21 protein-coding genes are annotated in these 22223 nt (G+C 60.9%); 9 read left to right on the forward strand and 12 right to left on the reverse strand.

What is annotated here, in order from left to right:
• Positions 1-6 precede the first annotated feature (6 nt).
• Positions 7-426 carry a hypothetical protein gene (locus GR212_RS11990; RefSeq protein WP_163986784.1) on the reverse strand — a complete coding sequence of 140 codons (420 nt, stop codon included), beginning with the start codon at positions 424-426 and terminating at the stop codon, positions 7-9.
• On the reverse strand, positions 426-1679 hold the full coding sequence (locus GR212_RS11995; RefSeq protein ID WP_163986785.1) for a sarcosine oxidase subunit beta family protein: 1254 nt from the start codon (positions 1677-1679) through the stop codon (positions 426-428). Before GR212_RS11995 ends, GR212_RS11990 begins: the two co-directional genes overlap by 1 nt.
• Positions 1680-1879: 200 nt before the next feature.
• On the opposite strand from GR212_RS11995, the gene GR212_RS37705 reads away from it, so the two are divergent.
• The 5 genes from GR212_RS37705 to GR212_RS12020 all read left to right on the forward strand — a co-directional run bounded on the left by GR212_RS37705 (position 1880) and on the right by GR212_RS12020 (position 6789).
• Positions 1880-2113: a hypothetical protein gene (locus tag GR212_RS37705; protein WP_163986786.1), complete on the forward strand. Its 234-nt coding sequence runs from the start codon at positions 1880-1882 to the stop codon at positions 2111-2113.
• Between the two features lie 355 nt (positions 2114-2468).
• Positions 2469-2681, forward strand: coding sequence for a 30S ribosomal protein S21 (gene rpsU, locus GR212_RS12005; protein WP_004117638.1), 213 nt, complete (start codon positions 2469-2471; stop codon positions 2679-2681).
• A 138-nt stretch (positions 2682-2819) separates the two neighbouring features.
• On the forward strand, positions 2820-3695 hold the full coding sequence (locus tag GR212_RS12010; protein WP_163986787.1) for a tetratricopeptide repeat protein: 876 nt from the start codon (positions 2820-2822) through the stop codon (positions 3693-3695).
• Between the two features lie 114 nt (positions 3696-3809).
• The gene (locus GR212_RS12015) at positions 3810-4934 is read left to right on the forward strand and encodes an NAD(P)/FAD-dependent oxidoreductase (RefSeq protein ID WP_163986788.1); all 1125 of its coding nucleotides are present in this window, start codon (positions 3810-3812) and stop codon (positions 4932-4934) included.
• Positions 4935-5133: 199 nt separating this feature from the next.
• Positions 5134-6789 (forward strand): sensor histidine kinase, encoded by a 1656-nt coding sequence (locus GR212_RS12020; RefSeq protein ID WP_163986789.1) that lies wholly within the window; start codon positions 5134-5136, stop codon positions 6787-6789.
• 224 nt (positions 6790-7013) lie between these two features.
• On the opposite strand, the gene GR212_RS12025 is transcribed toward GR212_RS12020, so the two are convergent.
• The 7 genes from GR212_RS12025 to GR212_RS12055 all read right to left on the reverse strand — a co-directional run bounded on the left by GR212_RS12025 (position 7014) and on the right by GR212_RS12055 (position 15253).
• Complete coding sequence (locus GR212_RS12025; protein WP_163986948.1) at positions 7014-8408, reverse strand: NAD(P)(+) transhydrogenase (Re/Si-specific) subunit beta; 1395 nt, start codon at positions 8406-8408, stop codon at positions 7014-7016.
• Positions 8409-8418: 10 nt separating this feature from the next.
• Positions 8419-8817, reverse strand: a complete 399-nt coding sequence (locus GR212_RS12030; protein WP_163986790.1) for a proton-translocating transhydrogenase family protein — start codon at positions 8815-8817, stop codon at positions 8419-8421.
• Between the two features lies 1 nt (position 8818).
• Positions 8819-9982 carry a Re/Si-specific NAD(P)(+) transhydrogenase subunit alpha gene (locus GR212_RS12035; RefSeq protein ID WP_163986791.1) on the reverse strand — a complete coding sequence of 388 codons (1164 nt, stop codon included), beginning with the start codon at positions 9980-9982 and terminating at the stop codon, positions 8819-8821.
• A gap of 112 nt (positions 9983-10094) precedes the next feature.
• Complete coding sequence (locus GR212_RS12040) at positions 10095-10319, reverse strand: aa3-type cytochrome c oxidase subunit IV (RefSeq protein ID WP_163986792.1); 225 nt, start codon at positions 10317-10319, stop codon at positions 10095-10097.
• Between the two features lie 178 nt (positions 10320-10497).
• On the reverse strand, positions 10498-11253 hold the full coding sequence (locus GR212_RS12045) for an N-acyl amino acid synthase FeeM domain-containing protein (protein ID WP_163986793.1): 756 nt from the start codon (positions 11251-11253) through the stop codon (positions 10498-10500).
• Between the two features lie 360 nt (positions 11254-11613).
• Entirely contained in the window at positions 11614-13917 is a 2304-nt protein-coding gene (locus GR212_RS12050) for a putative bifunctional diguanylate cyclase/phosphodiesterase (protein ID WP_163986794.1), read from the reverse strand.
• A gap of 229 nt (positions 13918-14146) precedes the next feature.
• On the reverse strand, positions 14147-15253 hold the full coding sequence (locus GR212_RS12055) for a TRAP transporter substrate-binding protein (RefSeq protein ID WP_163986795.1): 1107 nt from the start codon (positions 15251-15253) through the stop codon (positions 14147-14149).
• 293 nt (positions 15254-15546) lie between these two features.
• On the opposite strand from GR212_RS12055, the gene GR212_RS12060 reads away from it, so the two are divergent.
• A complete protein-coding gene (locus tag GR212_RS12060; RefSeq protein ID WP_163986796.1) occupies positions 15547-16335 on the forward strand; it encodes a gamma-glutamyl-gamma-aminobutyrate hydrolase family protein in 789 nt (262 codons plus the stop codon).
• On the opposite strand, the gene GR212_RS12065 is transcribed toward GR212_RS12060, so the two are convergent.
• The 3 genes from GR212_RS12065 to GR212_RS12075 all read right to left on the reverse strand — a co-directional run bounded on the left by GR212_RS12065 (position 16336) and on the right by GR212_RS12075 (position 19088).
• Positions 16336-17304 (reverse strand): 2-hydroxyacid dehydrogenase, encoded by a 969-nt coding sequence (locus GR212_RS12065; RefSeq protein ID WP_163986797.1) that lies wholly within the window; start codon positions 17302-17304, stop codon positions 16336-16338.
• Positions 17305-17436: 132 nt separating this feature from the next.
• Positions 17437-18456 carry a substrate-binding domain-containing protein gene (locus GR212_RS12070; RefSeq protein WP_112800582.1) on the reverse strand — a complete coding sequence of 340 codons (1020 nt, stop codon included), beginning with the start codon at positions 18454-18456 and terminating at the stop codon, positions 17437-17439.
• Between the two features lie 119 nt (positions 18457-18575).
• Positions 18576-19088, reverse strand: coding sequence for a MarR family winged helix-turn-helix transcriptional regulator (locus GR212_RS12075; RefSeq protein ID WP_163986798.1), 513 nt, complete (start codon positions 19086-19088; stop codon positions 18576-18578).
• A gap of 86 nt (positions 19089-19174) precedes the next feature.
• On the opposite strand from GR212_RS12075, the gene GR212_RS12080 reads away from it, so the two are divergent.
• From GR212_RS12080 to GR212_RS12090, 3 genes are all read left to right on the forward strand, one after another.
• A complete protein-coding gene (locus GR212_RS12080) occupies positions 19175-19966 on the forward strand; it encodes a creatininase family protein (RefSeq protein ID WP_163986799.1) in 792 nt (263 codons plus the stop codon).
• A 140-nt stretch (positions 19967-20106) separates the two neighbouring features.
• Positions 20107-21234 carry a CobW family GTP-binding protein gene (locus GR212_RS12085; protein ID WP_163986800.1) on the forward strand — a complete coding sequence of 376 codons (1128 nt, stop codon included), beginning with the start codon at positions 20107-20109 and terminating at the stop codon, positions 21232-21234.
• Entirely contained in the window at positions 21234-22223 is a 990-nt protein-coding gene (locus GR212_RS12090) for a WD40 repeat domain-containing protein (RefSeq protein WP_163986801.1), read from the forward strand. The genes GR212_RS12085 and GR212_RS12090 overlap by 1 nt, the downstream gene beginning before the upstream one ends.

Consider the following 22223-nt stretch of genomic DNA (forward strand, 5'->3'; position numbering starts at 1 on the left):
CCTGTGTTAAAGCTCGGAGCCCGAAAGGCTTGTACCGGGAGGCTGGGCGCAGAGCCGCCGTCCCATGGTGACGAAAGGTGTTATGCGCTTCAAAAGCGTTTCCAGCGATTCGTAGGATTTCAGCACGTTGGTCATTCCCAGATTGACCATGCTCATGCCCAAGAGATCCGTATCCAGTGCGAAAGCCCTTGATACCTCCGGCGTCTGCTCCGGCACGAAGTATACCATCGGCTGGTTCAACACCTTGGCGCAAAGCAGCGTTCCGCTTTCGGCCACGAAGGGCCAATCGGCTTCATCCTTCGCCTTGTGGATCACCTGCATGCGAAAATCCTTGACCCCCGGAACCAGATCATTGACTTCGATCGTGATCGTTCCCGCTGGCAAAGAAAGCCCCGCTGCAAGAACGATCCCGACCGCCGCCAGCATCAGTGCGCCACGGCCGCCGCGGCCGCCTCGTCGATCAACCGGCCGGTGCGGAAGCGATCCAGATTAAGCCCGGCATTGAACTTGTGCGGCTCGTCGCGGGCAATGAGATGCGCGAAGAGATTGGCCGAGCCCGGCGTCGCCTTGAAACCGCCCGTGCCCCAGCCGCAATTGACGTAGAGCCCCGGAACCGGCGTCTTCGACTGGATCGCCGAACGGTCCGGCGTGTTGTCGACGATGCCGCCCCAGGAGCGCATCATCTTGACGCGGCGGAACATCGGGAAGAGCTCGCAGATCGCATCCAGCGTATGGGTGATGATCTGCAGACCGCCGGTCTGGCTGTAGGAATTATACTGGTCCGTGCCGGCGCCGATGACGAGTTCGCCCTTGTCGGACTGCGAGATATAGGCATGCACCGTGTTCGACATGACGACGCAGGGGAAGATCGGCTTCAGTGGCTCGGAAACGAGCGCCTGCAGCGGGCTCGATTGCAGCGGCACGCGCACGCCTGCCATCTGCATGACGACAGTAGTGTGACCGGCCGCGGAAACGCCGATCTTTTTGGCGCCGATGAAGCCCTTCGTCGTGTCGACGCCGGTCACGCGGCCATCCGGCGCGCGGCGGATGCCGGTCACTTCGCAATTCTGGATGATGTGGACGCCGCGGTCGGAAGCCGCGCGGGCAAAGCCCCAGGCCACCGCATCGTGCCGCGCCGTGCCGCCGCGACGCTGCAGGGCGGCGCCGTTGATCGGGTAGCGCGCCGTGCTGGAAATATCGAGCGGCGGACAATAGGCTTTCGCCTGTTCAGGCGTCAGCCATTCATTGTCGATGCCGTAGAGACGGTTGGCATGGATATGCCGCTTGAAGGACTGCTGGTCGTGTACATTGTGCGACAGCATCATCACGCCGCGCGGCGAGTACATGACATTGTAATTGAGATCCTGAGACAGCCCCTCCCAGAGCTTCATCGAATGCTCGTAGATGTGCATGCTCTCTTCGTAGAGATAGTTCGAGCGGATGATCGTCGTATTGCGGCCGGTGTTGCCGCCGCCGAGCCAGCCCTTTTCGATCACGGCGACATTGGTGATGCCGTGCTCCTTGGCGAGATAGTAGGCCGCGCCCAGACCATGACCGCCAGCCCCGACGATGATGACGTCATACTCCTTGCGCGGCTCGGGCGAGGTCCATTGAGCCTCCCAGCCCTTGTGAGCCCGCATCGCTTCCCTTGCCACGGCAAAAACCGAGTATTTACGCATTCGCCCTCAACTCCTTCAGGCAAGACGCCTTTTGATGGGTCATACAAATCGCAAATCGAAAACCGACACAACGGCTCTTTTGCGACGCATTCAGGACCGGCTTTCGACACGGTTAAAATTGCCAGGCACTCGAACGGCGTGCTTGCATCTTCTTAACAGCTTCATTTGCGTTGCAGATGGCAGACCTTTACCCGCCCGCCATGACCATCGCTACGCCAGGCGCATCCCTCTTTCCGCGGCTTTCGATCATAAAGATAGATTCTCGCGCGATGCTTGCTGTCAAAAGTCTGGTGCGAAAAATCGTGACCGCCGACGCGGACATTCTTGCCAAAACGCACTTCACCGGCTGCGGCGGGCGCAACCATTGCAGCAAGAATGACGAGCACAAGCATGGGCACGGCAAGCAGCCTCCCGGCGGCAATGAGGCCAAGTGAGTCCATAAGGCATTTCTCCCTTCGCACCACCCAACCACAGGAATCAGACAGCCATCGTGACGCGCGAATGACTGTGATCCGGATTCTTCGCACAGGCGTGTCAGTGTCGCAAAACATCGCAAATCGAGCCCTCATTTTCGCACCTTCACAAAGCGGCGAAAGCAGCGTCAGCTCAACTCGGCACTCGACAAGCCGCTTTTTCCCCTGCAAACTCACGATCTGGCTAGACTTTGACAAATCGATCTGCTATCTCGCCTAACCAATCGCAAGGCTACGGCTGCGCGAACGTTATATTTTTGCCTCCTGGCGCTGCTGTCGCCGCTGGCATCAACCAAACCAAAGGAACGTGATTCTCGTGCAGGTACTTGTCCGCGATAACAATGTTGACCAGGCTCTCCGCGCTCTCAAGAAGAAGATGCAGCGCGAAGGTATTTTCCGCGAAATGAAGATGCGCGACTACTACGAAAAGCCGTCGCAGAAGCGTGCTCGCGAAAAGGCTGAAGCTGTTCGTCGCGTTCGCAAGCTCGCTCGCAAGCGCGCTCAGCGCGAAGGCCTGGTAGCCAAGTAATCGCCGTTTTTTCGACGTTTTCAGATGCATGTGTGGCGGGGGCGAGTCGTTCGCCGCCGCCTTTTTGATTTATTCTCTGCGCAAATCGGATTAAATCAGAACAGCCTGATATGACGCATGGGGAAAGCGAACCCGATAATGGCAATGACGACTTCCGTAAAGTTCCGCACTTCGAACCTCTCCTTCCTCGTTTCGAAGCGCGCGGCAGTGCTGCCTGCCTTGGCGATTCTTGCCGCAATCAGCCTCTCCGGCTGCCAGACCGCTTCCACGGATAACGTGATCCGCATCGACAAGGCGCAGGGGTCTTCGGAAAACATCGCGTCGCTGACGTCGGTCATCAATGCCAATCCGCAGGATCCCGAAGGCTACAATGTGCGCGGCACGGCCTATGGCCGCGGCGGTGATTTCAACCGCGCGCTCGGCGACTTCAATCAGGCGATCCAGCTCAATCCGAAGTTCTATCAGGCCTACGCCAACCGCGCGCTCATTTACCGCAACATGGGCAAGCTGCCGGAAGCGATCGCGGACTACAACGCCGCGCTGCAGATCAACGGCAATTACGATGTCGCCTATATCGGTCGGGGCAATCTCTATCGCCAGGCAGGCCGCGACAACGACGCCTTCAACGATTACTCCAAGGCCATCAGCCTCGGCACCACGGATGGCCGCGCCTATAACGGCCGCGGCGTGATCTACCAGAAGCGCAATCAGCAGGATAAGGCTATCGACGACTTCTCCAAGGCGATCTCGCTCTCGCCGAACTCGCCGGAGCCGTATAACAGCCGCGGCATCTCCTATCTCGCGCAGAACGACGACGACAACGCCTTCGCCGACTTCAATCATGCCATCGAACTGAACAACAAGGTTGCCGAATCCTGGGCGAACCAGGCCTTCGTCTACGAGCGCAAGGGCGACAAGGCGAAAGCCCGCCGCTCCTATCAGCACGCGGTCAACCTCGACCCAAGCTACCAGCCGGCCAAGGACGGTTTGTCCCGCGTCGGCGCCGGCGCCTGACAAAGGCGCCTGGCAATCGGATCAGCGGCCGCCCGGCGAACCTCGCCCGGCGGCTTTTCTTTGCCTTATGGAAAGCCTAGTCTCGGTTCACATCAATCCGAACGAGACAGCGACATGCCCTCCCCTCAGAAAATCATCGTCATCGGCGCCGGCATCATCGGTGCGTCCATCGCCTGGCATCTCCAGCGCAAGGGCGCATCCGTCACCGTGGTCGCGCAGCAGAGCGGCGGCGTTGCGACGCCGAATTCCTTCGCCTGGATCAATGCGAGCTGGGGCAATCCGGAATTCTATTTCCAGCTCCGTCACCGTTCGATGGCGGAATGGTCGAGACTTGCCACCGATCTTCCCGATCTGCCTCTGTCGTGGTGCGGCGGCCTGTGCTGGGATCTGCCCGAAGCGGAGCTCGATGCCTATGCGGCGCAGCATCATGGCTGGGGCTATGGCATACAGCCGGTCAATCGACCCACCAGCACGATGATCGAACCGAATCTCGCCAATCCCCCGGACTATGCGCTGCATATCGCCGAGGAGGGTGCCGTCGAGCCGGTCGCAGCCTCTGAACTGCTGCTGAAAGACGCCAGGAGCCGAGGCGCGACCATCTTGTCCGGCGTCGAAGTCAAAGCTCTGCTCCGGGAGGGTGGCCGGATTGTCGGCATCAAAACGAGCGAAGGGGTGATGCACGCCGATCATGTCGTTCTTGCCGCCGGCGCGGGCACGGCGGCACTGGCGGCATCGGCCGATATCCTCGTGCCGCTCGAAACGCCGCCGGGGCTCATCGTTCATTCCCGCCCTACGAAAAAGCTTCTGAACGGGCTGGTGATGGCGCCGGGGCTGCATATGCGCCAGACGATGGAAGGACGGATCATTGCCGGCGGCGATTTCGGCGGCACCGATCCCGGCGACAATCCTGAGACCGCTGCCCGCAGACTTTTCACCAAGGTCCAGTCAGCCCTGAAAGGCGGCGAAGCCCTTGAACTGGATTTCCACACGATCGGCCATCGCCCGACACCGAGGGACGGCTTCCCCATTCTGGGTGAGGTCGACGCAGCACCCGGTCTCTATCTCGCCGTTCTGCATTCCGGCGTAACGCTGGCGCCCCTGGTCGGCCTGCTGGCAGCTGAGGAGATCGTCGATGGCAAGGCGGATCCCCAGCTTGCGTCCTTCCGGCTTTCCCGTTTCGCCCAGCCCGGCGAAGCGCCGGGTCCGCGCAACCCAAGGGATGCATTGCCGCAATCTTAAATACCCGGGATCGCTTACGAATTCGCAGCAATGACTTTTCAGATGTTGCAAGGCAATTTACCGAGCCCTAACATGGGCGCTTCGAGAGCATGTAGCTCGGGTCTGGGCACGGGGGCGCTTGGCATGACGACCAAAACCATTCCTTTCGCGTTTGCCGACGCTTCAGATCGTCGTGGAGGCACGATCGGTTGATCGCCTCATGAGGAAACTGCATTTCCCGAAAGCGTCGATTGGAGCCTATCTGATCGCCATAGCCCTGGCGATTGCCTTGCCTATTCTGGCCTTCGTCGCACTGCTGCTGGTTCAGCTGGAAGACAATGAGCGCGATGCGCTGAAAGGCGATACGGTTCAGGACGCCCAGGCCCTGGCGCGCGTCATCGACCGGCAATTGCAGGACATGGCGACGACGCTGCGGCTCTTGTCCTCCTCGCCGGAGCTGGAGCGCAACGATATCGCCACCTTCTTCGCCCGGACGGAAACGGTCCTGCGCACCGATTCGCTCTTCGTCCTCCTCATGGAAAAGAATGGCCAGCTCCGGCTGAATACGCGCTGGCCCCTCGGCAAGCCTCTTGGCAAGACCGGCAACCTGCCGGCCCTGCAATCGGCGCTGGACTCGGGCCGCATCGAGGCATCCGATGTCTTCATAGGCGCGAATGCCCGCCGGTGGGTCTACAATGTCACCCTGCCGCTCGAGCACTCTCCCGCCGGCGCTGCTTTGGCGGTGACCCAGGATGCGGACGAACTCGCCAAGCTGGTAACGACGGAAGCCCTGCCACCGGGCTGGTCGGCGGCCGTCCTCGACAAGTCCGGCCATGTCGTTGCCGCCGGCGGCCCGACCACTCTTGCGCCCGGCGATATGTTCAACAAGGATATATTGCCGAGGCTGATCGCATCCAGCGGCGTCTACCAGGATGACAAGATCCTGCCGAACGCAGTGCTGGGTTATGCGCAGATTTCCGGCTGGTCCTGGAAAGCAGTCGTCTGGGGACCCATAGCCTCCGCGCAGGCCTCGCTGATGAGCACATGGCGCTTCCTGATCTATGGCGGCGTGACGCTGCTGCTGATCGCGCTGATTGCCGTCTACGCGCTGGCGCGCCAGGTGCGCATCACCATACAGAGCATCGCCGACATGGCGGACCGCATGGGACGCGGCGAGATCGTGGCGCCGATCGATACCAGCGTGATCGAGGCCAACCAGGTGGCCGTTGCGCTTTCCAACGCGTCGTTCGACCGAAGCGTCACGGAAGACCGGCTGCATTTCGTCATGCACGAGCTCGTTCACCGTACCAAGAACCTGCTGGCGCTTGCCCAGGCGATGACCCGGCAGCTCGCGCGGCAGACGGACAGCGTCGATACATTCCAGCGCGCCGTCGCCGACCGGCTGGAAGGGTTGGCGCGTTCGATCGAGGTCCTGACCAGTGAACAATGGTCCGGCGTTTCGCTGCGCCGGGTGATCGACATCCATCTCGCGACCTTCCTGCAGGCGCCGCAGCAGCTCGACGTCCTCGGCAATGATTTCCTGCTGAAGCCGGAGGCCGTGCAGAATCTCGGCCTCGTCCTGCACGAGCTTGCGACCAATTCGGTGAAATACGGGGCGCTGTCGGCACCGGAGGGTAAGATTACCATCGAATGGACGAATGAAACCGGCGAGATCGGAACCATCATTCGCCTCGCCTGGACCGAGAGCGGCGGGCCGCCGGTCAAGCCGCCGAGCGAGAGCGGCTTCGGCACCACCGTCACCAAAACCCACGCAGCCGCCTCCTTCAGCGGCAATGTCGAGGTCGATTTCCGGCCCACCGGCCTCGTCTGGGTCCTGACCGCGCCGCGAAACACGATGGAACGACAGCGGACATAAAGCCTATGGCCGCCTGAGGGGAACCTCGACGCGCGCCGGAAAAAAAGCACGTTCTCTTTCGTTGCCGGTCAATTCGGCGACCCGGCGAAACGTCGCACGGGCCTCCACGATGACGCCACCGGAGCCAGAGAGCCACACAGCAGGCCGCGATGGCAATCCAGGCCGCTCACCGCTCGGCTCAGTCCCCACCCCAAGGCGCGGGAACCGAGCATAGACGCTGCGTGTTATTCGTTCATCGCCTTGACGATTTCCTCGGTCACCTTCTTGGCGTCGCCGAGCAGCATCATCGTGCCGTCCTTGTAGAACAGCGTGTTGTCGATGCCGGCATAGCCGGAGCCTAAGGAGCGCTTGACGAACAGGCAGGTCTTGGCCTTGTCGACATCGAGGATCGGCATGCCGTAGATCGGCGAGGTCTTGTCGTCGCGCGCCGCCGGATTGGTGACGTCGTTTGCACCGATGACATAGGCGACATCGGCCTGGGCGAATTCCGAGTTGATGTCCTCGAGCTCGAAGACCTCGTCATAGGGGACGTTGGCTTCGGCGAGCAGGACGTTCATATGACCGGGCATGCGGCCGGCAACGGGGTGGATGGCATATTTCACCTCGACGCCGTGCGCCTTCAGCCTGTCCGCCATTTCGCGCAACGCATGCTGGGCCTGCGCCACCGCCATGCCGTAGCCCGGCACGATGATGACCTTGGAGGCATTCGCCATCAGATAGGCGGCATCCTCGGCCGAGCCGAGCTTCACGGTCTTATCGGAATTGTCGGCCCCACCCGATACCGTCTCGCCGCCGAAGCCGCCGAGAATGACCGAGATGAAGGAGCGGTTCATGCCCTTGCACATGATGTAGGACAGGATCGCACCCGAAGACCCGACAAGCGCGCCGGTGATGATGAGCGCCAGGTTGCCGAGCGTGAAGCCGATGCCGGCGGCGGCCCAGCCGGAATAGGAATTCAGCATCGATACGACGACCGGCATGTCGGCGCCGCCGATCGGCACGATCAGCAGCACCCCGAGCGCCAGCGACAGTGCGACGACGGCCCAGAAGGCGAAGTGGCTTTCACTGACCGCCAGGCTGATGACGGAGAACACGATCAGGATAAGCAGGGCCGCGTTGATGATATGCCGGCTCGGCAGCAGGATCGGTTTGCCGGACATGCGCCCGTCAAGCTTCAGGAAGGCGATGATCGAGCCGGTGAAGGTCAATGCGCCGATGGCGACGCCGATCGCCATTTCGATGCGGGCTTCCGTATGAATATGGCCGATGTCGCCGATCCCGAAGGAAGACGGCGTATAGAGCGCGGAAGCGGCCACGAGGACGGCTGCGAGACCGACGAGCGAATGGAAGCCGGCGACAAGCTGCGGCATCGACGTCATTGGAATGACGCGGGCGATATAGGCCCCTGCTCCGCCGCCGATGGCAAGACCGAGAACGATCAGCACGAAGCCGCCGAAGGATGGCGTTGCCAAAACCAGCGTGGTGGCGATGGCGATGCCCATGCCGATCATGCCGTAGAGATTGCCGCGCCGGCTGGTTGCCGGGTGAGAGAGGCCACGCAGCGCCAGGATGAACAGGACGCCGGACACCAGGTAGAGGAAGGCCGCGATATTGGTCAGCATGCCGCCCTCACTTGTCTTTCTTCTTGTACATCGCCAGCATGCGCTGGGTGACAAGGAAACCGCCGACGATATTGACCGAAACGAGCACCAGCGCCACGAAGCCGAAGCCGGTGGCAAGGCCGCTCGCCGAAATGCCCACGGCCAGCAGCGCGCCGACGACGATGACCGAGGAGATGGCGTTCGTCACCGCCATCAATGGTGTGTGCAAGGCCGGCGTCACCGACCAGACGACGTAATAGCCGACGAAGATCGCCAGCACGAAGATCGCGAGCTGGAAGACGAAGGGATCGACCGCCCCGCCCGTCGCGGCGCTCGCAGCCTCCGGTGCCTGTGCGGCGGCGGTCGTGACGGCGGACACGGCGTCGTTCAGTTGCCGGAGTGCCTGCTCCATTGCTTGGCTGGCCATCTCAGAGACCTCCCTTGTTGACCGTCGGCTGATCGGGGTCGACGAAATTCGGGTGCACGACTTCGCCGCCGTCGGTCAGCATCGTCGCCTTGATCAGCTCGTCGGCGCGGTTGAGGCCGAGGCTCTTGCTGTCCTTGTCGACCATCGTTTCCAGGAAGGTGACGAGGTTCTTGGCATAGAGGGCGGAGGCGCTGGCCGCGATCCGGCCCGCCATGTTGGGATAGCCGATCACCCTGACGCCCTCGACTTCGGCCACCGTCCCGTATTCGGCGCCCTCGATATTGCCGCCGCGCTCGACGGCGAGATCGACCGCGACCGCACCCGGACGCATCGCCTTCAGCATGTCGCGGCTGACGAGCCGCGGCGCCGGCCGGCCGGGGATCAGCGCCGTGGTGATGACGATATCCTGCTTGGCGATATGATCGGCAACGAGAGCTGCCTGCTTCGCCTGATAATCCCTGGACATTTCCTTGGCATAGCCGCCGGCGGTCTCCGCCGCCTTGAACTCCTCATCTTCGACGGCGATGAATTTCGCCCCGAGCGAGGCGACCTGCTCCTTGGCGGCCGGGCGCACATCCGTTGCGGAGACCAGCGCTCCCAACCGCCGTGCCGTGGCGATCGCCTGCAGGCCGGCAACCCCGGCGCCCATGACAAACACCTTGGCGGCCGGCACCGTGCCCGCCGCGGTCATCATCATCGGCAGCGCCCTGTCATAAACGGCCGCAGCCTCGATGACCGCCTGATAGCCGGCCAGATTGGCCTGCGACGAAAGCACGTCCATCGACTGCGCGCGCGTGATGCGCGGCATCAGCTCCATGGCAAAGCTCGTCAGCCCTGCGCGCGCCATTTCCGCAAGCGCCGCCTCGTTGCCATACGGATCCATGATGGCGATCACGACGGCACCATTCTTGTAGCCGGCGATCTCGCTGCCTGTCGGCCGCCTGACCTTGAGAACGACGTCGGCCGTCTTCGCATCGCCGATGGAGCCGATTCGCGCGCCGACGGCTTCATATTCCGCATCCGGAATGCGCGACAGCGTGCCGGCACCGGCTTCGATCACGACATCGAAGCCGAGGTTCCTCATCTTCTTCACCGTCTCGACGGAAGCCGCGACACGCGTCTCTTCCGCCACGCTTTCCTTGGCCACGAAAACCAGATTGCTCAACGACAATACCTCGCATCAAACGGCGGCACGCCTGAACACGGCGGCGATGCAGCCTGCAGAATCACGGGAAGGCTCGGACCAGAAAGGACCGGCGTCGATCAGCCCTGGAACGTCAGCGCAACAGGATGATGCTGGCGATGGAAAGAACGATGAAAATAAGGATGCCGCCGAGGAAGCCGGCATGACCGAAGAAGCCGGCCGCCATCGCGATCAGCAACGCAGCAACGATCGCGGATCCGACCTTGGCGCCCGAGACGAAAAGATTGTAGGTCTTCTCATGCTCCTTGTAGTCCATGGCAGCGCCGGTTTCGACCGGTCCGGTATGATGTTCGGCCATTCAGAAATCTCCCCTCAATCCTCTCCTCCGGCAGATCACCTGGATCTGGCGGCTGGAGTTTGTCCTCAAAAGCCGCGGCATCCCGCAAAGAGATGCCGCAACCGAATTTCCTCTACCGAGGGGTTACACAAAGCGAGGAAAAATGCAATGCACGAGAAGGTCGCACGGCGCGCGCAGCCTAACCGAATTGCCCGCGGATTTCGCGCCGGCCTCCGCTTGCCAGCCGCGCCGTCGGCAAAATGGTCAGGGGCGGCGAGCCGGTATCCTCCCCGCGGGAGAACATCATTCGCCGCTCGTAGGGTTCCGAATCGAAAAACGGATATCGTTTCATCAACTTGCCGCGAATCTCCTTCGAGCGGGACGCCAGGAGCGTCAGCTCGAAACCGTAGGTCTTGGTCATGCGTGGCGGCACGACCGTATCGGCATAGAAGACGCGCTTGTAAAAGGCCGCATGCGCCGGACGGATGTGCTGCATGACGCGATCCGTGTTGAAATAGATCGCGCCGACGATCGCAGGCCTTAGCGTCAGATAGGGCAAAGCCGGCAAGTCCAGCTCGAAATCGGGATCGACGGCAAAGCGTGCCGGATCGATCAGCGTCATGCCGGCATCGAGGAAGGCGTGGATCTCCTCGGGAAAGATACCGGTCGACTGGCATATGCGATGGTCCGGCGTGACATGATGTATTCGCACCGTGCTCACCAGTTCTTCGAAGTAATAAACTCCGAAAACATAGGCGTGATCATCGAAATCGATGTCATCGATCAAGTTCTTGGCCGCCACTGGCAAGACATCGCGCGACTTGTAGGCCTTGTAGCGCAGCCGCGCCACATCCTCCATGTCTTCGCTGGTTTCGATCCGGCGGTATTCTACGTGATCGAGCACCGCCATCAGCTTGCCGGCGAAGCTGTCTTGCAAAGCACTCATATGAGTCATGGTTCATGTTCCGTAATGGTTAACGAAACATTAATGGTAGTAACGGAGAACTTGATCAATATTTGATTTAACTTTTATTAACTATTCATCCATTAAGGTTAATTTCTTTAACCAATACCGGTATAGATTTGGCTGCGCGAGAGCGATCGAGCTTTCGCTGCTTTGCCGACAGGACTAGGCGGGATGAATCCGGCTGTTTCACCAGACTAAAAACGAGCGGGGGGTGCGTGATTTCTGGCCCCGACAAGCCGCTCGGGATGCGCTGAACGAGCGTCCTCTTCGACTGCAGCGGCGCCTTGCTACCACCGCCTGCGAGGCCGCTGTGCTAATCGGAACAAAGACGCGCGGCCGTTCGTCACGTCAGGCGACGTGATCCTGCCGCACGATAGGCAGCCGGCGGCTGAGATTGTCGACCATCTCGACGATCTGCTCGTGCGACACGGGCGCGGAGAATACATAGCCCTGGATGATGTCGGCCAGATTCTTCTCGACGATAAGCGCCAGCTGCTCCAGCGTCTCGACGCCCTCGATCACGATATGGAGGCTGAGGGCGCGGGAAAGATCGACGATGCCGCACAGAAGCTTGAAACGGCGGCTGTCCGTGGTGATGTCGCGCACGAAAGACCGATCGATCTTGACGACGTCCACAGGCAGCGAATCGAGATAGCTGAGGCTGGAAAATCCCGTGCCGAAATCGTCGATCGCGATCGTGATGCCTTTGCTGCGCAAATCGGCAAGGATGGATCGGACGGTCGCCACTTCGTCCATCAGGCAACTTTCGGTCACTTCGAGATGCAGCCGCGAAGGCACAAGACCGGAGGCCTCGAGCGCCTCCGTGACAATGCCGATGATATCGTCGCTGCGCAGATCCTGCGCCGAGAGATTGACCGAGACGGCGAGCGGTTCAGGCCATGAAGCGCAGTCCCGGCAAGCCTGGTTGATCATGAAGCGGGTGATGCCGGCAACGATCCCCATCTCCTCGGCGACCTGCACGAAGATATTCGGAGGAATCGAGCCCTTTTCCGGATGAATCCAGCGCGCCAGGGCCTCGCAGCAGTCGATGCGCGAACCGTCGGGCGTGAACATCGGCTGGTAAACGGCGTGAAGCTTGCCGGCTTCCACGGCTTCGCGCAAATCATCCTTCAGCTTCTGGCGCTCGACATAGCGCGCATCCATCTCCTGTTCGAAGGCACTGCACCCGCCCTTCATCCGCGACTTGGCATCGAACAGCGCCAGATCGACCTTGATCTGCCATTCCTCCGGCCGGAATTCCCGGCTCGACATCGCCACATATCCGCCGCTGAAGGAAATCCGGAAGCTGTTGTCATCGACGTCATACGTGCCCGTCATCGCCGCGTGCAGTTCGCGGATGCGGCTATCGATACCGGGCGCACCGCCCTCATTCGGAAAGAACAGCATGAACTGGTCGCCGACAAGGCGTGCGGCGATCGCGGAGGTGCCAGCGAATTCCTTCAGCCGCTCGGCAATGGCGACCAGCAGGCGATCGCCGGCAATGTGCCCCTTGGTATCGTTGACATGCTTGAAATCGTCGACATCGAGAACCAGGATCCCGATCTGGCTTTCCCGTGTGCGCGTAGCGAGCCTTTCCTTGACCAGTTCGACGAAATATTCGCGGTTCGGCAATCCCGTCAGCGGATCATAGCGCACCATATGCAGAATCTTGCGCTCTGCCCGGATGCGCACCGTCACGTCCTCGAAGATCAGGATCACGATCCCATCCGCGCGCCGACTGGCCGAGAACTCCAGAAACTGGTCCTCGTTGAACTGAATGAGGGTGCGTGACAGCGTACCGCTGACAAGTTGCGCCATCTGCCGCTGGATAAGCCCTGGCAGCGATCCATCGATGAAGGCGTTGCGCGCGCCGTAGCGCAGGACGACATCGAATTCGCAATCCTTGAGCTGTTCCGGATGCGCGAAATTCAGAAGCTCGCAGGCCTTGCGATTGACGACGAGGATGCGGTTGTCGGCATCCAGCATGAACAATCCGTGCGTCATGTTGTTGAGCGCCGTGTCGAACCTGTCGGCGATCAGCGATATCTCACGCGAGGCGATGACGTTCTTGTAGAGAAACTCCCGCACGCCGTTCGCCATCGCGCGGGTCGTCAGCCCGAACGGGACGAGCATGACCGAAACGATCGCCTTGTACAGCTGCTGCGACATCAGGCAGGCGATGATGATGGGAAGACAGCAGGCAAGCGTCTGCAGATCGATCGCCTTCTGCGAACCGTAGTTGCGGCCGACGATCGATACCATCGACGCCATCGTGACGGCGATGCAGATGAATTCCGCCAGCGGATCCTGCACGATCAGGATGGCATAGCCGCTTCCGATGCCGAGGATGGAGGCCGTCGCGGCCGCGCCGATCACATAGCGCGTTTCCCATCTGGCGATATCGGCGCGCTTGAAACTATGCTTGTCGGCCGCATCGAACAGCCAGAACGAATACATGCGCAAGCCGAACACGGCGGCGAAAGCCAGGCAAAGGACGAGATAGATGCTTGCATGCGTGCTGAGAAAAACGACGACATATGTGAGGATGTGAACGAACACGCCCGTAAAGAGTGTTTTACGGTTTCCGAAAAGCGAACTGACGAACGACAGATAAACATCCGTCGGCACGGTGTCCGGGCTTGGAGGCTTCATTCAGACTTCCCCTGATGCGGCGGACACCCTAGTTGAAACTTTTTAAAATTTGATTGCCCAAATAGCACGCATCTGTACAGATTTTCCAATCATACCGGTAACTTACGTTGAATTTAGATTGCGATCCGCATCGTATTAGTGCAGTCACTCCCATCGCACTCTACCGTGGATATAATATTCAGTCACCGATGAGCAAAACAAGATATCACTAAAGACTTATATAATACGATCAAAGCTTACCCGCTCGCTGCTGAATCATCATGAATGTATCAAAAGTATACTCTGAAAGTTGCATCCAAAGATACGCATCCTTCTTATAGCCAACTTGATCCTCATAGATGCGCTTGAAATAGTCGTTCGATTTGGAGAGGTCCGCGTAAAGCGCGCTGGCTGCCTGGAAGCAGGCCTCCATGATCTCCTGGCTGAACGGCCGCAACGTCACGCCCTGCTGCACGATGTCCTTGAGCGCCTGAGGGTTTTTCACATCGTATTTCGCCAGCATGTTGGTGTTGGCGAAGGCGCAGGCGTCGGTGAGGATCACCTGATAGTTCTTCGGCAAGGCATTCCATTTTTCGAGATTGAAGAAGGCGTGCACCACGGCGCCGCCTTCCCACCAGCCCGGATAATAGTAATATTTGGCGATCTTCTGCAGCCCGAGCTTCAGATCGTCATAGGGGCCGACCCATTCGACCGCATCGACCGTGCCTTTGTTCAATGCATCGTAGACACCGTTGACCGGAATGTCCTGCTGCGGCACCACGCCGATTTTCTCGATGACCTTGCTGGCAAGGCCGGCAATGCGCATCTTCAGGCCCTTGAGGTCATCGAGCGTGTTGATTTCCTTGCGAAACCAGCCGCCCATCTGGGCGCCGGTGTTCCCGGCCGGCAGGCCCAGTATGCCCTGTGTGGCATAGAATTCGTTCATCAGCTTATTGCCGTTGCCCTGGTAGAACCAGGCATTGGTCAGCCGGGCATTGAGGCCGAACGGCAGCGCCGTGCCGATGGCATAGGTCGGGTCCTTGTCCGAGAAATAGTAGGAGCAGGTATGCGCCGCATCGACAGTGCCGGCGCTCACCGCATCGGCGGCCTGCGCGCCGGGCACGATTTCGCCGGCCTCGTAGGTCTGGATGACGAAATTGCCGTTCGTCGCGTCGGACACATGCGCGGCGATATCTTCCGCACCGCCATAGATCGTGTCCAGGCTCTTCGGAAAGGAAGAGGTCATCTTCCAGGTGATCTTCGGATATTCCTGGGCAAGGGCCGGGCTTGCGAGCGCGGAGGCTGCAGCACCTGCGCCAACGGCGCCTGCCCGCCTTATGAAGGAACGGCGATCCATCGAATTCTCCCATACGGACGGCATTGCTGGAGAGCGGCGCGCTCCCCGTCACGGCGCAAGCGATGGAACTAACCATGCCGCACACGGTCTTTCAAGTTTGCTCTTGCACCGCATTATGGCGATTCCTGTACATCCGCGTAACGACGGGAAACAAAGCCCGATCAAGACCACTGCGCGTTGCCGGTCGGGCCGTCTTCGCGTAAGTTCATGGCGCGTGCACCTGCCCTCGGATTGACATCATGGTCATCCAGAGGTTTCGATGCACAACCGTTTCGCAGCTTCCGGAGCCCTGAATGTCCAGACCGATCATCGCCATTCCCGCCGACATCCGCGAGTTCGACGGCGCGAACTGGCACGCGGTGCAACTGCAATATGTCCGCGCCGCCGTGAAGGCTGCGGGATTGATGGCGCTGATCGTTCCGGCGCTCGAAGAAGACAATGATGCGGACGCCATTCTGGACCGGGTCGACGGACTGCTCGTCTCCGGTTCGGCAAGTAACGTGCATCCGTCTCTCTATGGAAAGGAAGCGCGCGAAAGCGACGGCCCCTTCGATCCGGCGCGCGATGCGACGTCGCTCCCGCTTATTCGCCGCGCCATCGACCGCGCCATTCCGATGCTCGCCATCTGCCGCGGCATTCAGGAACTGAACGTTGCGCTCGGCGGAACGCTTGCAAGCGAGATCCAGGAGCAGCCCGGCATCTGGGATCACCGCAAGCCGCAGAATGTCGACCGCGATACGATGTATTCCATCCGCCAGAGCGTTTTCGTCAAGGAAGGCTCCTGTATCGCCCGCGTCGTCGGGCCTGGCGAGGTGCGCGTCAACTCGCTGCACCGTCAGGCGATCGCCGATACCGCTCCGAAGCTGCAGGTCGAGGCGCTGGCCGAAGACGGCACGATCGAAGCCGTTTCCGTTATCGGCGCCAAGGCCTTTGCCGTCGGCGTGCAATGGCATCCGGAATATTGGGCGGAAACGGATTCGCCGTCGCGCAAGCTCTTCGTAGCCTTCGGCGATGCCGTGCGCGACTACGCGGCAAGCAAGGAGCGGCTCGCCGCCGCTCCCTATCAGCAAAAAGCCGTGTGATCAGCCGCGCGGCTTGACCGGCGTTTCCGGCACCGGCGTCAGCGGCCGGCCCTTTGCGAACCATTCGATGATGTTGTCGGCGACAAGATCGGCCATGGCGTTGCGCGTCGGCACCGAGGCGGACGCCACATGCGGCAGCAGCGAAACGTTCGGCAGCGAGAGATAGCCGGCCGGGACATTGGGTTCGTCATAGAAGACATCGAGGCCGGCCGCACCCAGCGTTCCGTTGCCGAGGGCGGCGATCAGCGCCTCGTCATCGACGGACCAGCCGCGGCCGACATTGATGAACACGCCCTGCGGTCCGAGCGCGGACAGGATCTCCGTATTGATGACCTTGTGCGTTTCCTGCGTCTTCGGCACGATGGAGATCAGCGTATCCACCGATTGCGCCATCTCCTTTAGCGTCGGATAGTAGTCGTAGGGCAGCGAGTCGCGCGGCGAGCGCGTGTGGTAGCCGATCTTCACCTTGAACGGCTCCAGCCTCCTCGCAATCTCCAGACCGATGCGGCCGAGACCGTAGATGCCGACGCGGCGGCCCTTCATGGAAAAGGGCGAAAGCGGAAACGCCCCGTCCTTCACCCAGCGCCCGTCGCGCAGCCAGCCTTCCGCCTTCGGGAACTGCCGCAGCGTGTTCAGCAGCAGGGCAATCGCGGTATCCGCAACCTCATCGTTCAGCACGTCGGGCGTGTTGGTGACGACGATCCCCCTGGATGCCGCGTACTTGACGTCGATACCGTCGTAGCCGACGCCGAAATTGGCGATGACCTCGATATTCGGAAGGGCGTCGATCCAGGCGGCATCGAAGCCGCCGGAAACGGCGACGCCGCGCACGCGGGCCGCAATTTCCCCGTCGACCTTCGGGCCGCCATCGCGCTCGACGGACACGATATCGAACTGCTTTTCGAGCCTTTCGAGAACACGCGGATGTATCTTCCCCGGAACGAGGACGGCGATGCGATTATCGGACATGGATCTTTCCTCTTGAGACACGGTTCGGCGCTATTCAGGCAATCCCGGGAAAAGTGCGCAGCGGTTTTCCGTCCGGAATTGCGTAAACAATGAGATGGAACGGTTCAGGAATTCCGCGAAGAGCCGAACCGCTTAGCGAGCCTTGTAGGGAGCCGTCGACTGGCGGATACGCATCTCGGGCTTGATAAGATGAATACCGTCCGGCTCGTGGCTTCCCGCCAACCTATCCAAAAGCGCGCGCGCTGCAAGCCTTCCGACCTCGGCCTGACCGTTCCAGACGGTGGTCAATGCCGGCGTCGCGATCGCCGCCTCTTCCAGATCGTCGTAGCCGGTCACCGAAATGTCCCTCCCCGGCACAAGGCCGGCGCGGGAAATGCCGTTCATCAGCCCGATGGCGACCAGATCGTTCCAGCAGACGGCCGCCGTCGGCTTCTGCGGCAAGGACAGGAAATGCACCGCCGCCTCGAACCCGCCTTGCTTGGAGCGGGCGCCGGGAATACGCAGCTCGGGATCAACCTCGATGCCCGCCTTGCGCAAGGCATTCACATAGCCCTGATAGCGGTCGCGGCCGGTCGATGTCTGGTCCGTGCCGCCGATCATCGCGATCGAGCGGTGGCCAAGGCTGATCAGATGATTGGTCGCAAGCGAAATGCCGTAGCTGTCGTCGCCGCGAAAGGTCGGGAGATCCAGCGCCTCGATCTGTCGGGCGACCAGGATGGCCGGCATGCCGTTTTCCTCGGCCAGTTCGAAATCCTCGGGCGGGGTTCCGATCGCCGGCGACATGATGACGCCGTCGCCGCCCAGCTGCAGCAGCGTCTCGATGAAAGTCCGCTGCTTCTCGACCGAATCGTAATGGTTGGAGAGGATGAACGTATGACGGCTGCGGTCGAGCTCGCTTTCGATCGCCTTCAGGATTTCCCCGTAGAAAGGGTTCATGATGTCGTGCACGACGACGCCGATGATGCCCGATCGCGATGTCCTCAGGCTCGCCGCGCGGCGGTTGTAGATATAGCCCAGCGCACGGGCCTGGTCCTTGATCTTCTCGCGCGTGTTGACCGCAACCAGCGGACTATCGCGTAAGGCCAGAGATACCGTTGCCGTTGAAATGCCGAGCGTTTCCGCAATCGTAGAAAGCTTTATCTTTTGCGCCACGCGCCCCTCCCCGTGAAACGCAGCCGTAAACATATTCCGTTTCGTTTTATGATACCGGAATTTAAAATATTTAATTAAAAGCTTTAATCACGTCGCGCAACACGAATTCTCGGGGATTCTCAGAATTCGTCTTCGTCCTCGTCGTCATCCCCGGCCTGGAGATTGCTCTCGATCGTCTTGAGCAGGCGCACGAGCGAGCGGATGTCCTTTTCGGAGAAGCCGCGCGTGGCCAGCTCGTCGCAGCTCGCCGCCGAGCTTTCGATCTCGCTGACGCTGTTTCGCCCGGTCTCGGTGAGATAGACCTTGGTCAGGCGCGCATCCTCGGCATCCGGCCGCCGTTCGACGAAGCCCTGCGCCTCCATGCGGCCGATGGTGCGCGTCATGGTCGGCGCCTTGACGCCAAGTTTCTGCGCCAGCGAGCCTGCCGGAAGCCCGTCATTTGCAGCCAATGCGAGAATGACGCCGTCCTGCCCGGCATAGAGGCCACTCGCCGTCAGGCTGCGGGTCATCGCCGTGCGCATGGAACGCGCCGCCTGTGTCAGTGCCGGCGACAGATCGGCAAGCGTGTAGTCACGGTGATCCTTCTTCTTACCTGACTTACTTTTCTTCCCGACCTTGTTCTTCTTGCCCATCGTGATTCCGCTGACCTTTTCGTCGCTACGCCATCACGCTATGACATTGCGCAGGTTATTGACATAAACAAGAGGCACACTCTCAGATGGCGCATCCTTTGCCATGTTTCGATGACAATGATGAAACATTGACACCGCAAGAACGAGCAAAATGGATTGCCGTGCTGCCACTTGCCGCCTATGAGCAACACGGGCCGCATCTCCCGTTCGAAACCGACGCGCTGATCGCCGGGGGAATCGTTTCGCGCCTCAGGGTTGCCCTTCCAGCCAATCTACCCGTCACCTTCCTGCCCGTCGAGTCCGTCGGCTATTCCATCGAACATATGGACGTCGCCGGCACGAAGACGCTGGCCTTCGACGAAGCCGTCAGGCGCTGGCTCGGCATCGCCGAACGGCTGGAAGGCCTCGGCATCCGCAAGCTTGTGATGCTGAACGCCCATGGCGGCAACTCTCCGCTGATGACCATCGTCGCAACGGAAGCGCGCGTGCGCTTCCACATGCTGGCGGTAGCAACCAGCTGGACGCGCTTCGGCATACCGGACGGATTGATCGCGCCCGAAGACAAGGCCATCGACATCCATGGCGGCGATATCGAGACCTCGGTCATGCTCGCGCTTCACCCGGAGAAGGTGGACATGTCGAAGGCGGAAAACTTCCCCTCCCGCCAGTCGGAGTTCACCGGGCGCTTCAGGCATCTGCGCGCCTACGGTCCCCACGCCTTCGGCTGGAAGATGTCCGATCTGAACAGGCAGGGCGTCGCCGGCAATGCAGGCGCTGCGACGGCGGCAAAGGGCGAAAGGCTGATTGCGCACGCGGTCAACGGGCTCGTCGAGCTGCTGGAGGACGTCGATGCATTCGATGCGACGACGCTGGCTTGAGCCGGCCGCCGGCTCGGCCATCCGCAATCCAATGTGATCTTATAACATATAAAAGCCTTTGAACTGACGTCGCCAACTCCTTATATGAAACGCGAAACTTGTCCGCTCCCCGGGGCAACCTTCCCTATTTCGAGGCTCCCATGACCGAAACAGCCACGCAAAAGCCCATTCCCGTCACCGTTCTCACCGGCTATCTCGGCGCCGGCAAGACGACGCTGCTCAACCGCATCCTCTCCGAAAATCACGGCAAGAAATACGCGGTCATCGTCAACGAATTCGGCGAGATCGGCATCGACAACGACCTCATCGTCGAGTCGGACGAAGAAATCTACGAAATGAACAATGGCTGCGTCTGCTGCACGGTGCGCGGCGACCTTATCCGCGTCGTCGAAGGCCTGATGCGCCGCCCCGGCCGCTTTGACGGCATCATCGTCGAAACCACAGGCCTTGCCGATCCGGTTCCCGTCGCCCAGACCTTCTTCATGGACGACGATGTCCGCGCCAAGACCGAACTCGACGCCGTCGTCGCGCTGGTCGACGCCAAGCACCTGCCGTTGCGCCTGAAGGACAGCCGCGAGGCCGAAGACCAGATCGCCTTTGCCGATGTCGTCGTCATCAACAAATCGGATCTGGTATCGCCGGAAGAGCTGGCCCAGATCGAGGATGTCGTCCGCGCCATCAACCCGGCTGCCCGCGTCTACAAGACGACCCGCTCCGGCGTCGATCTCGCCCGCGTGCTGAACCAGGGCGCCTTCAATCTGGAACGCGCGCTCGAGAACGACCCGCACTTCCTCGAGCACGGCCATGAGGATCATGTCTGCGGCCCGGATTGCGATCACCACCATCACGACCATGGCCATGACCACCACCACCACCATCATGACCACGATCATGATCATCACCACCATGACCATGACCATGACCATGATCACGACCATCATCATCATGGCCTGTCGCCGATCCATGACGTCACCGTGCAATCGGTTTCGCTCCGTGGCGGCGAGATGAATGCGGAACGTTTCTTCCCCTGGATCCAGAAGATCACCCAGACGCAAGGGCCGAACATCCTGCGCCTCAAGGGTATCATCGCCTTCAAGGACGATCCGGAGCGCTACGTCGTTCAGGGCGTGCACATGATCATCGAAGGCGATCATCAGCGTGCCTGGAAGGACGGCGAAAAGCATGAGAGCCGCTTGGTCTTCATCGGCCGCGAACTCGACCGCGAGAAGCTGGAAGCAAGCTTCAAGGCCTGCGAGGCGTCTGCCTGATGCCGACTGTTGCTCCGCTTGATATCGACGGCCACGTTCTGGCCGTCGAATTTTTAGGTGACACCCCCTTCTTCGCCAGCGCCGCCGGCGCAGTTCATCGACTGGAAGGCGGAGACAAGGTCACCGAGGCTCATCAGGGAATGCTGACCTGCCTCCGCGATCCCTATAGCGAGAGCCTGATTTCGGGCGGCGAGGACGGCAAGGTCGTCAGGATCGCATCCGACGGCAGCACGACGACGCTGGCCGAGGCGCCGCGCAAGTGGATCGGCCAGGTTGCTGCGGGTCCGCAAGGCGCGGTCGCCTATTCCTATGGCAAGAGCACCTTCGTGCGCCTGTCCGACGGCACGACGAAGGAGTTTCCGGAAGAGCGCACGGTCGAAGGCATCGCCTTCGCTCCCAAGGGTCTGCGCATCGCCGTCGCCCGCTACAATGGCGTGTCGCTGCACTGGGTCGGCATGAGCGCCCAGCCGGTCAATCTCGAATGGAAGGGCGCCCATACCGGCGTCACCTTCTCGCCGGACGGACAGTTCATCGTCACGACCATGCAGGAAAACGCCCTGCATGGCTGGAAGCTGGACGCCAAGCCCGGCGCCGAAGCCCGGCACATGCGCATGACCGGCTATCCCGCCAAGGTGAAGTCGCTTTCCTGGTCCAACAAGGGCAAATGGCTCGCATCGTCCGGTGCGCCGGCCGCGATCGTCTGGCCCTTCCAGGGCAAGGACGGCCCGATGGGCAAGGCGCCGCTCGAGCTCGGCAGCCGCGCGAACATCATGGCGACATCGGTGAAGTTCCATCCGGCGGAGGATATCCTTGCCATCGGCTTCATCGACGGCATGATATTGGCGGTACGGCTCGGCGACGCCAAGGAGGCGCTCTTGCGCCGGCCCGGCAAGGGTGCGATTACGTCGATGAGTTGGAGCAAATCGGGCAAGCTGCTCGCCTTTGCCTCCGAAGCCGGCGACTGCGGTGTCGTCGACGTTTCGGCCTGA

It is taken from the genome of Martinezella lusitana (genome assembly GCF_010668395.1).
Taxonomy (GTDB): domain Bacteria; phylum Pseudomonadota; class Alphaproteobacteria; order Rhizobiales; family Rhizobiaceae; genus Rhizobium; species Rhizobium lusitanum_A.

Excerpts from the sequence above, each read along its gene's own strand:
- GR212_RS12065 (WP_163986797.1), bottom strand. The coding sequence starts at position 17,304 with ATGTCCGATAATCGCATCGCCGTCCTCGTTCCGGGGAAGATACATCCG.
- GR212_RS12010 (WP_163986787.1), top strand. The coding sequence starts at position 2,820 with ATGGCAATGACGACTTCCGTAAAGTTCCGCACTTCGAACCTCTCCTTC.
- GR212_RS11990 (WP_163986784.1), bottom strand. The coding sequence starts at position 426 with ATGCTGGCGGCGGTCGGGATCGTTCTTGCAGCGGGGCTTTCTTTGCCA.
- GR212_RS12090 (WP_163986801.1), top strand. The coding sequence starts at position 21,234 with ATGCCGACTGTTGCTCCGCTTGATATCGACGGCCACGTTCTGGCCGTC.
- GR212_RS12015 (WP_163986788.1), top strand. The coding sequence starts at position 3,810 with ATGCCCTCCCCTCAGAAAATCATCGTCATCGGCGCCGGCATCATCGGT.
- GR212_RS12085 (WP_163986800.1), top strand. The coding sequence starts at position 20,107 with ATGACCGAAACAGCCACGCAAAAGCCCATTCCCGTCACCGTTCTCACC.
- GR212_RS12075 (WP_163986798.1), bottom strand. The coding sequence starts at position 19,088 with ATGGGCAAGAAGAACAAGGTCGGGAAGAAAAGTAAGTCAGGTAAGAAG.
- GR212_RS12040 (WP_163986792.1), bottom strand. The coding sequence starts at position 10,319 with ATGGCCGAACATCATACCGGACCGGTCGAAACCGGCGCTGCCATGGAC.
- GR212_RS12050 (WP_163986794.1), bottom strand. The coding sequence starts at position 13,917 with ATGAAGCCTCCAAGCCCGGACACCGTGCCGACGGATGTTTATCTGTCG.
- GR212_RS12045 (WP_163986793.1), bottom strand. The coding sequence starts at position 11,253 with ATGACTCATATGAGTGCTTTGCAAGACAGCTTCGCCGGCAAGCTGATG.
- GR212_RS12055 (WP_163986795.1), bottom strand. The coding sequence starts at position 15,253 with ATGGATCGCCGTTCCTTCATAAGGCGGGCAGGCGCCGTTGGCGCAGGT.
- GR212_RS37705 (WP_163986786.1), top strand. The coding sequence starts at position 1,880 with ATGACCATCGCTACGCCAGGCGCATCCCTCTTTCCGCGGCTTTCGATC.
- GR212_RS12030 (WP_163986790.1), bottom strand. The coding sequence starts at position 8,817 with ATGGCCAGCCAAGCAATGGAGCAGGCACTCCGGCAACTGAACGACGCC.
- GR212_RS11995 (WP_163986785.1), bottom strand. The coding sequence starts at position 1,679 with ATGCGTAAATACTCGGTTTTTGCCGTGGCAAGGGAAGCGATGCGGGCT.
- GR212_RS12020 (WP_163986789.1), top strand. The coding sequence starts at position 5,134 with ATGAGGAAACTGCATTTCCCGAAAGCGTCGATTGGAGCCTATCTGATC.
- GR212_RS12060 (WP_163986796.1), top strand. The coding sequence starts at position 15,547 with ATGTCCAGACCGATCATCGCCATTCCCGCCGACATCCGCGAGTTCGAC.
- GR212_RS12080 (WP_163986799.1), top strand. The coding sequence starts at position 19,175 with ATGGCGCATCCTTTGCCATGTTTCGATGACAATGATGAAACATTGACA.